11 protein-coding genes are annotated in these 14,025 nt (G+C 70.5%); all 11 read right to left on the reverse strand.

Features of this window, described 5'->3' with window-relative positions:
* Positions 1 to 9 precede the first annotated feature (9 nt).
* Complete coding sequence (locus ACFVXE_RS22530) at positions 10 to 729, reverse strand: YggS family pyridoxal phosphate-dependent enzyme (protein ID WP_389673470.1); 720 nt, start codon at positions 727 to 729, stop codon at positions 10 to 12.
* A gap of 6 nt (positions 730 to 735) precedes the next feature.
* Positions 736 to 1,494, reverse strand: a complete 759-nt coding sequence (gene pgeF / locus ACFVXE_RS22535) for a peptidoglycan editing factor PgeF (protein ID WP_389673472.1) — start codon at positions 1,492 to 1,494, stop codon at positions 736 to 738.
* Positions 1,491 to 2,705: a cell division protein FtsZ gene (gene ftsZ, locus ACFVXE_RS22540; RefSeq protein WP_389673474.1), complete on the reverse strand. Its 1,215-nt coding sequence runs from the start codon at positions 2,703 to 2,705 to the stop codon at positions 1,491 to 1,493. The genes pgeF and ftsZ overlap by 4 nt, the downstream gene beginning before the upstream one ends.
* Before the next feature lie 276 nt (positions 2,706 to 2,981).
* Positions 2,982 to 3,770, reverse strand: coding sequence for a cell division protein FtsQ/DivIB (locus ACFVXE_RS22545; protein ID WP_389673476.1), 789 nt, complete (start codon positions 3,768 to 3,770; stop codon positions 2,982 to 2,984).
* Between the two features lie 50 nt (positions 3,771 to 3,820).
* Entirely contained in the window at positions 3,821 to 4,915 is a 1,095-nt protein-coding gene (gene murG, locus ACFVXE_RS22550; protein WP_389673477.1) for an undecaprenyldiphospho-muramoylpentapeptide beta-N-acetylglucosaminyltransferase, read from the reverse strand.
* Between the two features lie 6 nt (positions 4,916 to 4,921).
* Positions 4,922 to 6,364, reverse strand: a complete 1,443-nt coding sequence (ftsW, locus tag ACFVXE_RS22555) for a putative lipid II flippase FtsW (RefSeq protein WP_389673479.1) — start codon at positions 6,362 to 6,364, stop codon at positions 4,922 to 4,924.
* 114 nt (positions 6,365 to 6,478) lie between these two features.
* Positions 6,479 to 7,906: a UDP-N-acetylmuramoyl-L-alanine--D-glutamate ligase gene (gene murD / locus ACFVXE_RS22560; protein ID WP_389673481.1), complete on the reverse strand. Its 1,428-nt coding sequence runs from the start codon at positions 7,904 to 7,906 to the stop codon at positions 6,479 to 6,481.
* A complete protein-coding gene (gene mraY, locus ACFVXE_RS22565) occupies positions 7,903 to 8,973 on the reverse strand; it encodes a phospho-N-acetylmuramoyl-pentapeptide-transferase (RefSeq protein ID WP_389673483.1) in 1,071 nt (356 codons plus the stop codon). The genes murD and mraY overlap by 4 nt, the downstream gene beginning before the upstream one ends.
* Positions 8,970 to 10,376: a UDP-N-acetylmuramoyl-tripeptide--D-alanyl-D-alanine ligase gene (gene murF / locus ACFVXE_RS22570; RefSeq protein WP_389673485.1), complete on the reverse strand. Its 1,407-nt coding sequence runs from the start codon at positions 10,374 to 10,376 to the stop codon at positions 8,970 to 8,972. Before murF ends, mraY begins: the two co-directional genes overlap by 4 nt.
* A gap of 4 nt (positions 10,377 to 10,380) precedes the next feature.
* Positions 10,381 to 12,120, reverse strand: coding sequence for a UDP-N-acetylmuramoyl-L-alanyl-D-glutamate--2,6-diaminopimelate ligase (locus tag ACFVXE_RS22575; protein WP_389673487.1), 1,740 nt, complete (start codon positions 12,118 to 12,120; stop codon positions 10,381 to 10,383).
* Between the two features lie 17 nt (positions 12,121 to 12,137).
* A partial coding sequence (locus ACFVXE_RS22580) for a peptidoglycan D,D-transpeptidase FtsI family protein (RefSeq protein WP_389673489.1) occupies positions 12,138 to 14,025 on the reverse strand: 1,888 nt, incomplete at its 5' end.

Raw genomic sequence — 14,025 nt, forward strand, 5'->3', positions numbered from 1 at the left:
TTGGCGACGTTACCCGAGCCCGGGGCGGACTCCGAGTACCGCCGTACCGACGCGTACATGTGTCGCTCCGGCCGCAACCGCCTCTTCGAGGTCCGCGCTCATCCCTGCAGAGACCATGTTCGCAGCCGGATGGTTCCCGCGCAGGCGGGATGAGAATTCCATCAGCCGGTCGAACGCCGCCCGTTGCCGTCCCGCGTACGGCCCGGCGAGCGGCGCCACGGTCATCAGACCGCCGAGCCGCAGCCCCGGGGCGGCCGCCACCGCGGCGGCCAACTCCTCGATGCCGTCCGGCGCGACGCCACCCCGGTCGCCGCGCGCGCCGCTCTCCGCGTCGAGGGCGACCTGGATGAGGCAGTCCAGCTCGCGTCCGTCGCGCACGGCGGCCGCGGAGAGGGCCGTGACCAACTTGGCCCGGTCCACCGACTGCACGACATCGGCGTAACTCGCCACAGAGCGAACCTTATTCGTCTGCAATTGTCCAACAAAGTGCCATGTGAGGGACAGATCCGCACAAGCGGCTGCCTTGGGCGCCGCGTCCTGGTCACGATTCTCCGCGACATGGCGCACACCGAGTTCGTGCAGGATCCGCACATCGCTCGCGGGGTAGGTCTTCGTGACCACGATGAGGGTCACTTCTGCCCTTTTGCGCCCCGCGGCGGCACATGCGGAAGCGATACGTTCCTCCACCTGCGCCAGATTTGCGGCGAGTTGATCCTTACGGTCCGTCATGCCCTATCAGTCCAACCAGACATATCCGGCGAGCCGCCCGGTCGTGCGGTCGCGGCGGTACGAGTAGTGGTCGCCCGATTCGAGGGTGCAGACGGACGACATGTGCCGGTCGCGCACTCCGAGAGCCTCCAGCTGCGCGTGGACCCCTGCGGTGACGTCCACCGCCGGCGTCCCCCAGCTCGTCTCGGACCACGACGCGGGGACGGCCTCCGCCACATCGGCCCGCATCTCCGCCGGGACTTCGTAGCACCGTCCGCAGACGGCAGGTCCGGTGTGCGCGGCGATACGGGAGGTGTCCGCGCCGAGCGCGACCATGGCCTCGACGACGGCGGGGACGACGCCCGCGACCAGACCGGGACGGCCGGCGTGAGCCGCCGCGGCGATCCCGGCGACCGGGTCGGCGAGCAGTACCGGGGTGCAGTCGGCCGTGAGCACGGCGAGGGGGAGCCCGCGACGCGCGGTCACCACCGCGTCCACCGCGGGGATTTCCGCGCCCTCCCCCCAAGGGCCGTCGACGACTGCCACGTCCCGGCCGTGCACCTGGCGCATCCAGACGACCTGCGCGGGGTCGAGCCCGAGACTCCGGGCGGCCCGCCCCCGGTTGGCGAGTACGGCGGCGGGGTCGTCGCCGACCGCTCCGCCGAGGTTGAGCTCCTCGTACGGAGCGGCGCTCACCCCGCCCCACCTGTCGGTGAAGGCGAAGTGAGCGCCACCCCCCGAGGACACGGAGGACTCTGCGGTCACCGCGTGATGCCGGCCTATCACTTCAAGAAGTCCGGGACGTCCAGCTCTTCGGCCTGGGAGTCCTGGTACGGGCGGGCCGGCGGGACGTGCGGCGTGGGGACCTGCGGCATCGGGGTCTCGTTCGCCACCGGTGCGGCCTCGGCCGGGGTCTGCGCCTCCTCGCGCGGAGGCACGGAACCGAGCCCGCCCGACTGACGCACCGGCTCGGCGGCCCGGACCGGGGGTACGGACTCCTCGCGCTTTCCGGCACTCGCGCCGAGGACGTTCTCACGACGGGCCGGCGGCTGTCCGCCGTCGAAGCCCGCGGCGATCACGGTGACCCGGACCTCGTCGCCCAGCGCGTCGTCGATGACGGCGCCGAAGATGATGTTCGCCTCGGGGTGCGCCGCCTCGCTCACCAGCTGCGCTGCCTCGTTGATCTCGAAGAGACCGAGGTCGCTGCCACCGGAGATGGAGAGCAGCACACCGCGGGCGCCGTCGATGGACGCCTCCAGCAGCGGCGAGGAGATCGCCATCTCGGCCGCGGCCACCGCGCGGTCGTCGCCGCGCGCCGATCCGATGCCCATGAGCGCCGATCCGGCCTCGGACATGACCGACTTGACGTCGGCGAAGTCGAGGTTGATCAGGCCCGGGGTGGTGATGAGGTCGGTGATGCCCTGGACGCCCGAGAGCAGTACCTGGTCGGCCGACTTGAACGCGTCGAGCACGCTGACCTGGCGGTCCGAGATGGACAGCAGCCGGTCGTTGGGGATGACGATGAGGGTGTCGACCTCTTCGCGGAGCTCGGCGATGCCGTCCTCCGCCTGGTTCGCGCGGCGCCGGCCCTCGAAGGTGAACGGGCGGGTGACCACACCGATCGTCAGGGCACCGAGCGAGCGTGCGATGTTGGCGACGACGGGTGCGCCGCCGGTGCCGGTGCCGCCGCCCTCTCCGGCGGTGACGAAGACCATGTCGGCCCCCTTGAGGACCTCCTCGATCTCTTCACGGTGGTCCTCTGCCGCCTTGCGACCGACGGCCGGGTTCGCCCCGGCTCCGAGGCCACGGGTGAGTTCACGGCCGACGTCGAGCTTGACGTCGGCGTCGCTCATCAACAGGGCTTGCGCATCAGTGTTGATCGCGATGAACTCGACGCCCTTGAGACCGACCTCGATCATTCGGTTGATGGCATTGACACCACCGCCGCCGACACCGATGACCTTGATGACTGCGAGGTAGTTCTGCGGTGCTGCCACGTCGAAGGCCTCTCGCCTCGATTTACGTGTCGTCGCTTCGCGGTAGTCCCGCCGCGACGACGGATGCCGATTGGGACGGTCCGAACGCCGACCCGAACCCTAACGTTGAAGTTTAGGGTTACCAGTGTGTCTGCTTCTTGGACTCTTCCGAACAGGACACTAAGTCGACAAGTGGCGCACGTTCAACGAACACGCCGAACCTCCCGTTTTTCTTTTCACCCTATGTGATCACCCGTAGCGCTGACCAACCAGGGTGCTGGCCAGGCCAAATGTCCGTCAACTGTCCGACACGGCGGGGGCGGTGGGTGCACTCACGTCGAAGTGTCCCGCTTTGGGAGCGGCTTTCATGAGAGCCGTGAGGACTCTTGCCTTCACCGGCCCCTCCTCGCCGCTGCCCCAGACCACCGTGCGATTCCCGGTCAGTTCCAGGGAGATCGAGTCGTACGAGGTGACCCGGACGACCCGGGTGTCCCTGGCGACCGCGGCGGGAAGGCCGCCGGCGACCCGGACCGCCTCCCGTACCAGCCGGTCGCTGCCGAAGCGGCGCAGACTGGCGGACCGACCGGGAGTCAGCACCAGCAGGGGCACCCGCCCGGGCGCCTTGTCCACCGTGGCGAAGCGGACACCTTTTCGGTCCACTTCAATGAACTTTGCGCCCTTTTTCACCAGAAGGACCGGCTGCCGTTCGGTCACTTTAAGTCTGATTCCGTGCGGCCATGACCGTACGACATCCACCGAGTCGATACGAGGCAACTTCTGGCGCAACCGGGCGGCGATGGCGTCCGTGTCCACGGAGACCAGCGGGGCGCCGACCGGCGCCGCGGCGGCGGCCTTGACCTCGGCCGGGGTCAGTACGTCGACACCGGTGGCACCGACCTGTTCGACCCGGAACCAGGACGAGCCGTAGAGCGCCCAGACGGAGCCCGAGCCGATCAGCAGGACGGCGACGGCGATCAGGAACACCAGTCTGCGGCGGGGCACTCCGCGGCCGGTGGGGCGCGGCGGGCGGGCCGGGCCGCCCTTCTGCTGCCTTGCACCGCGCTGGGCGGTCGTCGGTCCGGCCACGCTCGCTCCTTATGCCGGGTCCGGGGGCGCCGCCCCCGGACCCGTCCGCCTCACGCGTTGCGGCGTGCGGCAATCGCCTCGTACACCATGCCGACGAGCAGGTCGTCGGCGTCCCGGCGGCCGAACTCGGCGGCGGCGCGGGACATCTCGTACAGCCGGTGCGGATCCGCAAGCACCGGGAGGACGTTGCCCTGCACCCACTCGGGGGTGAGCGCCGCGTCGTCCACCAGCAGACCACCGCCGGCGTTGACCACCGGCTGGGCGTTGAGCCGCTGTTCGCCGTTGCCGATCGGCAACGGGACGTAGGCGGCGGGAAGCCCGACGGCGGAGAGTTCGGCGACGGTCATCGCGCCCGCGCGGCAGAGCATCATGTCGGCCGCGGCGTACGCGAGATCCATCCGGTCCACGTACGGTACCGGGATGTAGGGCGGCATCCCGGGCATGTTGTCGATGCGCGGCAGTTCGTTCTTCGGACCGACCACGTGGAGGATCTGGATTCCGGAACGCTGCAGCAGCGGGGCGACCCGCTGCACCACCTCGTTGAGATGGCGGGCGCCCTGCGAGCCGCCGGAGACCAGCAGCGTCGGCAGGTTGGGGTCGAGGCCGAAGGCGTCACGCGCCTCCGGACGGACCCGGGCCCGGTCGAGGGTGGCGATGGTGCGGCGCAGCGGGATGCCGATGTAGCGGGCGCCCCGCAGCTTGCTGTCCGGGGTGGAGACGGCGACCCCGGCCGCGTACCTAGAACCGATCTTGTTGGCCAGCCCGGGCCGGGCGTTGGCCTCGTGGACGACGATCGGCACCCCGACCCGCTTGGCGGCGAGGTAGCCGGGCAGGGCGACGTAGCCGCCGAAGCCGACCACGCAGTCCGCCTTGGTGCGTTCCAGGATCTGCTCGGCGGCCTTGATGGTGCCGCGCAGCCTTCCCGGCACGGTGATCAGTTCGGGGGTGGGCTTGCGCGGCAGCGGCACGGCGGGGATCAGCGCCAGTTCGTACCCCCGCTCGGGTACCAGCCTGGTTTCGAGTCCGCGCTCCGTGCCGAGGGCAGTGATTCCCACGCTCGGGTCCTGCCTGCGCAGGGCGTCCGCGAGGGCAAGCGCGGGCTCGATGTGGCCGGCGGTCCCCCCACCGGCGAGTACGACATGCACCGAAATTCACCGCTCTCCGGACGGACGCTTCTTGCCGCGCCGTCTCATCGTCTTCCATCTCACCCGGGGCCTCCGCACGGCCAGGGCCGCCTTCGCCGCAGGCTCCTCCCGCGCGAACGCGATCATCAGCCCGACCGCGAACATGGCCGGCAGCAGGGCCGATCCTCCGTAGGAGAACAGCGGGAGCGGGACCCCGGCGATCGGCAGCAGGCCGAGCACCGCACCGATGTTGATCACGGCCTGAACCGTGATCCAGGTGGTCACACCTCCCGCGGCGTACCTCACGAAGGGGTCCTCCGTGCGTCCGGCCACGCGGATACCCGCATAGCCTAGAGCCGCGAAGAGGGCGAGCACCGACAGCGTCCCCGCCAACCCCAGTTCCTCCCCGGTGATGGCGAAGATGAAGTCGGTGTGCGGTTCGGGCAGTTGGCCCCATTTTTCCACACTTGCACCCAGCCCCGATCCGAACCATCCGCCGGATGCCAGAGCATAGATGCCGTGCACGGCTTGCCAGCACGAGCCGTCGGGTCCCGGTTCGCTGACTCCCATGCAGCTGAGCCGGGACATCCGGTTCGGACTGGTCTTGATCAGCAGGAAGACCAGCACGCCCGCGACGGCGAGCACCCCCGCGAACAGTCTGGTGGGCGCCCCGGCCAGCCAGAGCAGGCCGAACAGGATCGCGGTGAGAATGATCGCAGTTCCCATGTCGCCCCCGAGCATGATCAGCCCGAGGAGCATGAAGGCGACCGGCACCAGCGGCACCAGCATGTGCTTCCACTGCCCCAGCAGCCGCTTGTCCTGTTTGCGGGCGAGCAGGTCGGCGCCCCACAGGATCAGCGCGAGCTTGCCGAACTCACTGGGCTGGAGCTGGAAGGGCCCGCCCAGGTAGAGCCAGTTCCGGTTGCCGTTGACCGACATCCCTATCCCCGGCACCTGGACCAGCACCATCAGGAAGACCGTGCCCATGAGCAGCGGGTAGGCAAGAGCCCGGTGGAGCTTGACGGGCATCCGGGCCGCCATCGCCATCAGCACCGAGCCGATGACGGCGGCGAGGAACTGCTTGCGGAAGAAGTACGTGCCGGGCTTCGACAGCTCCAGCGCCTTGATCATCGAGGCGGAGTAGACCATCACCAGGCCGAGGACGGTGATCAGCAGCCCCGCTCCGAGGATCAGGTAGTACGCGGTGAGCGGGCGGTCCCAGGCCCGGCGCGCCTGCTCGTACATCCGCCGCACACCGCTGCCGCGGGGGGTACGGGGGCCGGAGCCGCCGCGCCCCCTGGAGGCCGGTACCGCGGGCCGCCGGGCGCCTGCCGTCGAGCCGCCGCGCAGGGCGAGGCCGGCGGGTGCCGGAGGCCCTGCCGGCAGCGGTGGGGCGGGCGCCCGGCTGATCGCCGCGGCGGCCCGTGTGCGGCCCGCGCCGCGCGCGGCGGAGCTCTCGTCGGCCGGCATCTGTCGCTGTCCCCTCCACTGCTCGTGCCCGGGGCTGCTGCCGAGGGCCGGGGCGTGCGGCGGATCCGCCCGTACCCGGTAGTCCGGGACAGTACGGCGCGGTGGCCGGGCCCGTCAGGCGCTCTCGGCGGCGAGTGCGCGGACCGCGTCCGCGAATGCCTCGCCCCGCTTGTTGTAATTGGCGAACATGTCCATCGAGGCGCAGGCCGGGGCCATCAGTACGGTGTCTCCCGGCCGGGCGAGCCGTGCCGCCTCGCGGACCGCCTCGGACATCGCCCCAGTGTCGGTCCGGTCGAGGTCGACGACCGGGACCTCGGGGGCGTGTCGCGCGAGGGCTTCGCGGATCAGTGCCCGGTCCCGGCCCATCAGTACGACGCCCCGCAGCCGCTTGGCGGCCCCGGTCACCAGATCGTCGAAGACGGCTCCCTTGGCGAGGCCTCCGGCGATCCAGACGATCGGGTCGTACGCCGCGAGGGAGGCCTCGGCGGCATGGGTGTTGGTGGCCTTGGAGTCGTCGATGTACGCCACCGACGCGACGTCCGCGACGTGTTCGATGCGGTGTGCGTCGGGCCGGAAGGCCCGCAGCCCGTCCCGTACCGCACGGGGCTCGACGCCGAAGGCGCGGGCCAGCGCCGCGGCCGCCAGGGCGTTGGCGATGTTGTGCGGCGCGGGCGGGTTGACGTCGGCGACCTCGGCGAGCTCCTGGGCCTGCTTCTGCCGGTTCGCCACGAAGGCGCGGTCGACGAGGATGCCGTCGACGACACCCAGCTGGGACGGGCCCGGGGTGCCGAGGGTGAAGCCGATGGCGCGGCAGCCCTCCTCGACGTCCGCCTCGCGGACCAGGTCCTCGGTCGCCGGGTCGGCCGCGTTGTAGACGCAGGCGATCCGGTTGCCCTCGTAGATCCGGCCCTTGTCCGCGACGTACGCCTCCATGGAGCCGTGCCAGTCGAGGTGGTCCGGGGCCAGGTTGAGGACGACCGCGGAGTGGGCGCGCAGCGAGGGCGACCAGTGCAGCTGGTAGCTGGAGAGCTCGACGGCGAGCACGTCGTAGGTCTCGTCGCCGAGGACCGCGTCGAGGAGGGACACCCCGATGTTGCCGACGGCGGCGGTGCGCAGTCCGGCCGCCTCCAGGATCGAGGCGAGCATCCGGACGGTCGTGGTCTTGCCGTTGGTGCCGGTGACCGCCAGCCAGGGTGCCGGCTCCCTGCCGTCCCGGCCACGCAGCCGCCAGGCGAGCTCGACGTCGCCCCAGACCGGGACGCCCGCCTCGGCGGCTGCCGTGAAGAGCGGCTTGTCCGGCTGCCAGCCGGGGGTGGTGACGATGAGCTCGGTGGACTCGGGCAGGGTCGCCCCGTCGCCGAGGCGCACGGTGATTCCCTGCGCCCGCAGCTCGGCCGCCTGCGCACGGGAACGCTCGTCGTCCCCGTCGTTGACGACGGTGACGACGGCGCCGAGGCCGTTGAGGACGCGGGCGGCGGGAATACCGCTGACCCCGAGTCCGGCGACGGTGACGTGCTTGCCCTGCCAGTCCTGGTTGCTCACTTGGCGGCTGCCCACCCTGCGTAGAAGAGGCCGAGTCCGACGATCACGCACATGCCCTGGATGATCCAGAAGCGGACCACGACAAGGACTTCGGACCACCCCTTGAGTTCGAAGTGGTGCTGGAGCGGCGCCATCCGGAAGACCCGCTTGCCGGTCATCTTGAAGGAGCCGACCTGGATGACCACGGACATGGTGATCATCACGAAGAGGCCGCCGAGGATGGCCATCAGGAACTCGGTGCGGGAGCAGATCGCCAGGCCGGCGAGAGCGCCGCCGAGCGCCAGCGATCCGGTGTCGCCCATGAAGATCTTGGCGGGCGAGGTGTTCCACCACAGGAAGCCGAAACAGGCTCCCATCAGCGCGGAGGCGACGACCGCGAGGTCGAGCGGATCACGCACCTCGAAGCAGGCGTTGGGGTTGGTCAGGGAGACCGCGTTGGCGCAGGACTCCTGGAACTGCCAGAGCCCGATGAAGGTGTACGCGCCGAAGACCATCACCGAGGCGCCGGTGGCGAGGCCGTCCAGACCGTCCGTCAGGTTCACGCCGTTGGACATGGCGAGGATCATGAACAGCGCCCAGACGACGAACAGCACCGGGCCGATCGACCAGCCGAAGTCCGTGACGAACGACAGCTTGGTGGAGGCCGGGGTGTTGCCGCGGATGTCGGCGAACTGGAGCGACAGCACCGCGAAGGCGATACCGACGATCAGCTGGCCGGCCATCTTGGCCTTGGCCCGCAGGCCGAGCGAACGCTGCTTGACGATCTTGATGTAGTCGTCGAGGAACCCGACGAGCCCCATCCCGGTCATCAGGAAGAGGACCAGCAGGCCGGAGAAACGCATCTCCTCGCCGGTGATGACCTTCGCCAGGAAGTACGCCATCAGCGTGGCCAGGATGAAGGCGATGCCGCCCATGGTGGGCGTGCCCTTCTTGCTGCCGTGGCTGCGCGGGCCGTCGTCGCGGATGAACTGCCCGTATCCCTTGCGGGCCAGGAGCTTGATCAGCAGCGGGGTACCGACCAGGGTCAGGAAGAGCCCGATGGCCCCCGCGAAGAGGATCTGCCTCATCGGCCGGTGACCTCGCCCTCGGTCGAGTTCTCCAGCAGTGCCTGGACGACCCGCTCCAGGCCGACCGACCGGGACGCCTTCACCAGCACGACGTCTCCCGCGCGCAGTTCACTGCGCAACAGGTCGACGGCCGCCTGTGCGTCGGACACGTGCACCGACTCCTCACCCCACGAACCCTCGTTGTATGCGCCCAGTTGCAGCCAGGAGGCTTCTCTGCCCCCGACCGCGACGAGCTTGCTGACGTTGAGCCGGACGGCGAGCCGTCCGACCGCGTCGTGCTCGGCGAGCGAGGCGTCGCCGAGCTCGGCCATGGGGCCGAGCACCGCCCACGTACGACGCCCCTTCCCCATGGCGACCAGCGCGCGCAGCGCTGCTCGCATGGATTCGGGGTTCGCGTTGTAGGCGTCATTGACGAACGTCACGCCGTCCGGTCGCTCGGTGACCTCCATGCGCCAGCGGGAGAGGGTGCCCGCCTCGGAGAGCGCCACGGCGATCTCGTCTGCGGACAGGCCCAACTCATGGGCGACGGCGGCCGCGGCGAGCGCGTTCGACACGTGATGCTCACCGTACAGGCGCATGGTCACATCGCTGCACCCGGTGGGTGTGTGGAGCGTGAAAGCGGGGCGGCCGTCCTCGGTGAGACGGACCTTCTCTCCCCGTACGTCCGCATCCGCGGCTTCACCGAAGAGCAGCACACGGGCTTTCGTACGGGAGGACATGGCACGCACGAGCGGGTCGTCGGCGTTGAGGACGGCCACTCCGTCCTCGGGGAGCGACTCGACCATCTCGCCCTTGGCGACGGCGATCTGCTCGCGGCCGCCGAACTCACCGATGTGCGCGGTGCCGACGTTGAGGACGAGCCCGACCCGGGGCGGGATCAGGCCGGTGAGGTAACGGATGTCGCCGATGTAGCGGGCACCCATTTCGAGAACGAGGTGTTCGGTCTCCTCCGTCGCGCGCAGTGCGGTGAGCGGCAGACCGATCTCGTTGTTGAGGTTGCCCGCCGGGAAGACAGTGGGGCCCTTGCGCTCCAGCAGCTGGGCGATCAGGTCCTTGGTGGAGGTCTTGCCGGCGGAGCCGGTCAGGGCGACGACGGTGGTACCGAGGCGTCCGACGACGTTCCGCGCGAGTGCGCCGAGCGCGGCCACGACGTCCTCGACGACGATCGCCGGGACGCCGACGGGGCGGGTGGCGAGTACGGCTGCCGCACCCGCACCCACCGCGCCCTGCGCGAAGTCGTGGCCGTCGACACGCTCGCCCGCGAAGGCGACGAACAGACTGCCTTGCTGTACCGCTCGGGAGTCGATGACGACGGGCCCGCTGACGGTCACTGCCGGATCCGGTATGTCGTGCGGCTGCCCGCCGACGATTTCGGCGATCTCGGCGAGGGAAAGGGCGATCACTTGGTCATCCCTGACTGTTGTTCTCGTGGGTGTGGGCGAGGTCCGTGGCGTCCGCGGGGGCATCCGCGGCGCTCTCCTGCCCCAGGGACCGTGCGATGGCCGCGCGCAGCACCGTACGGTCGTCGAAGGGGCGTACCACTCCGTGGATGTCCTGACCCTGTTCGTGTCCCTTGCCGGCGATCAGCACGGTGTCGCCGGGCCGGGCACGGGCGACCGCGGCGGCGACCGCGGCGGCCCGGTCGGCGTCGACCAGGACGTCGCCGCGCTCGTGGGCGGGCACTTCGGCAGCGCCCACGAGCATCGCGGCGAGGATGGCCAGAGGGTCCTCGGAGCGGGGGTTGTCGGAGGTCAGTACGGCGGTGTCGGCGAGGCGCGCCGCCGCGGCGCCCATCGGGCCGCGTTTGGTCGTGTCCCGGTCGCCGCCGCAGCCGAGCACGATGTGCAGCCTGCCCTCGGTGACCTTGCGCAGGGAGCGCAGAACGGATTCGACGGCGTCGGTCTTGTGCGCGTAGTCGACGAGTGCGAGATACGGCTGTCCGGCGTCCACGCGCTCCAGCCTGCCGGGGACACCCGGGACCGCGGCGACCCCGTCGGCCGCGGCCTGCAGGTCGACACCGGCGACGGCGAGGGTGACGATCGCGGCGAGGGTGTTGGCCACGTTGAACGGGCCGGGCAGCGGGGCGCTCGCGCTGATCCGCTCGTCCTTGGGGCCGACGACGGTGAACGTGGAGCCCAGCGGGCCGACTTCGACGTCCTCGGCGCGCCAGTCGGCGTCCGGGTGCCCCTCGGCGGAGAAGGTGACGACCGGAACGGTGGCCTCCGTCACCAGCCTTCGGCCGTACGCGTCGTCGAAGTTGACGACGCCCTGCCTGCTGCGCGCCGGCGTGAACAGCTGCGCCTTGGCCTGGAAGTAGTCCTCCATGCCCGAGTGGAACTCCATGTGTTCCGGGCTGAGGTTGTTGAAGACGGCGACGTCGAAGACACAGCCGTCGACGCGGCCGAGCACCAGGGCGTGGCTGGAGACCTCCATGGTGACCGCGTCGACGCGGCGCTCCCGCATGACGGCGAACAGGGCCTGGAGATCGGTGGCTTCGGGGGTGGTCCGCTCGGACTTGATGCGCTCGTCGCCGATGCGCATCTCGACGGTGCCGATCAGCCCGGTGCTGCGCCCGGCGCCGCGGAAACCGCCCTCGACGAGGTAGGCGGTGGTGGTCTTGCCGGACGTGCCGGTGATGCCGATCTGGAGGAGGTCCGCGCCGGGCCGCCCGTAGATCTCGGCGGCGAGTTCGCCCATCCGGCCACGCGGGTTCTCGACGACCAGTACCGGCAGGCCGGTGGCGGCGGCGCGGTCGGCGCCCGACGGGTCGGTGAGGACCGCCGCGGCGCCGAGGCCGGCCGCCTGGGCGACGAAGTCGGCACCGTGCAGACGGGCGCCGGGCAGCGCCGCGTACACATCACCGGGGCGCACCGCCCGCGAGTCGTGGGTGATGCCGGTGACCTCTCCGGATCCCGGCGGCTCGACTCCCAGCCGGGCCGCCAGCTCACCGAGGGAGGTCGGCCGCAGCCGAACCGGGCGGGGCGCTCCCGGGTAGTTCACAGGGGCGTCCTTCGGGGTGGTTTGAGACTGTTCAGCGTGGGGCACGGCGGTGAGCGTACCGGGCGCACCCGGCGTCTCGCGAAGCGAGGGGGCCGGGTTGCGGTGGTTCCTGTTCCGGTTCCCGGGATCGGGCGTGATGGTTGTCACTGACTGTTTCCCCGAGTTCACTCGCCGGGTTGGAAGGAGACCGGCAGACGGGCCGACTTGCTGCCGGACGGTGGGGTCTGGAGGGTCTTGAGCGCGAACTCCATGACCTGCTTGTAGATCGGACCGCAGATCTGACCGCCGAAGTAGCTGCCCCTGGTCGGGTTCTGGATCGCGCAGTAGACGGTGATCTGCGGGTTGTCGGCGGGCGCGAAGCCCGCGAAGGACGCGGTGTAGCCGTGGTAGCCGCCGCGGATCGGGTCGACCCGGTTGGCCGTACCGGTCTTGCCCGCGACCCGGTAGCCGGGGATGCGGGCCTTGGTGCCGGTGCCCTCCTCGTCACCCACCACCGACTCCAGCATGCGCGCGAGCGACTTGGCGGTCTTCTTGCTGACCACCCGGTTCTGCCCGGGAGCGGCCGCAGGGGTGAAGCGGCCGTCCGCGCCCCTGGTGCCGCGGACCAGGGTGGGCGCGACCCGGACGCCGCCGTTGGCGATCGTGGAGTAGACCGAGGCGGCCTGCACCGCGTTGAGCGAGAGCCCCTGCCCGAACGGGATCGTGTACTGCTGCGAGGTCGACCAGTCCTGCGGCTTGGCGAGGATGCCGGGGGTCTCGCCCGGGTAGTTCAGCCCGGTCGGGCGGCCGATGCCGAATTTGCGCAGGTACGAGTAGAGGATCTTGTTGGACTCCGCCTGTGTCCTGCCGAGCTGGCCGGTGGCCAGGATGGTGCCGATGTTGCTGGACTTGGCGAGTACGCCGTTGAGCGTCAGGTACCAGGTGGCGTGGTCGATGTCGTCCTTGAAGAGCCGGTCGCCGCGGTGCAGCCGGTTGGGGACGGTGACATGGGTGCCGGGGGTGGCCGCCCCCTCCTCCAGGACCGCGGCCATGGACATGACCTTGCTGGTGGAGCCGGGTTCGTACACGTCCTGGAGCGCCGCGTTGCCCAGTGACGCCGCATCGGCCTGCGAGAGGTCGTTGGGGTCGAAGCCCGGGGCGTTGGCCATGGCGAGCACCTCGCCGGTCCTGGAGTTCTGCACGATCACATAACCGCGGTCCGCCTTGGACTCCTTGACCTGGTCCGAGATGGCCTTCTGGGCTTCCCACTGGATGTCCCGGTCGATGGTCAGCTCGATGTCGGAGCCCGCGACCGCCGGGACCTCCTTGGTGCCCGCGGTGGGCACCCGGCGGCCGCCCGACTGGGCATACTTGATCTTGCCGTCCTGTCCCGCGAGCTCCTTGTCCAGCTGCGATTCGAGCCCGCCGGCGCCCTCGCCCTCGGCGTTGACGTAACCCAGTATCCCGGCGGCCAGATCGCCGTTGGGGTAGACCCTCTTGCTGGTCGTCTCCTGGAAGACGCCGGCCAGCACGTTGGCTCCGGCGGTGCCGTTCGCACCGCCCTTCCGGGCCTTCTCCGCGAAGACGGACTTGAGGTCCTTGATCTGCTTCCAGACCTGCGGGGTCCGGCGACGGGCCAGCACGACGTACCGGCTCTTCGGCTTGGACAGTTTCCCGGCCAGGTCGTCGGCGTCGGCCCCGAGGATGGGCGCGAGAAGGGCCGCGGCCTGCTGCGGTGCGTCCGGGGCACCGCTGTCCTCGGGCGTGAACATCTTGGGGTCGGCGGTGATGTCGTACGCGTCGACGCTGGTGGCCAGGGCGATACCGCTGCGGTCGGTGATCTCGCCCCGCTCGGCGGCGATCGTGTACTCCAGGTAGCGGTTCTTCTCGGCCTTGGCCGCGTACGCACTGGCGTCGACGGCCTGCACCTGCAGGAGTCGCACGACGAACGCCAGCATCACGAGCGTCAGGGCCAGGCTGACCAGGCGGAGCCGGGGCCGCGGGCTGCCCAGGCGCAGCGGGCGCGCCGGGGGCCGGTGCGGGGCGCGGCCGCGCGGCGCCGCGGACGGGCGG

It is taken from the genome of Streptomyces sp. NPDC058231 (assembly GCF_042882275.1).
Classification (GTDB): domain Bacteria; phylum Actinomycetota; class Actinomycetes; order Streptomycetales; family Streptomycetaceae; genus Streptomyces.

Excerpts from the sequence above, each read along its gene's own strand:
- ACFVXE_RS22530 (WP_389673470.1), bottom strand. The coding sequence starts at position 729 with ATGACGGACCGTAAGGATCAACTCGCCGCAAATCTGGCGCAGGTGGAG.
- ftsW (WP_389673479.1), bottom strand. The coding sequence starts at position 6,364 with ATGCCGGCCGACGAGAGCTCCGCCGCGCGCGGCGCGGGCCGCACACGG.
- mraY (WP_389673483.1), bottom strand. The coding sequence starts at position 8,973 with ATGAGGCAGATCCTCTTCGCGGGGGCCATCGGGCTCTTCCTGACCCTG.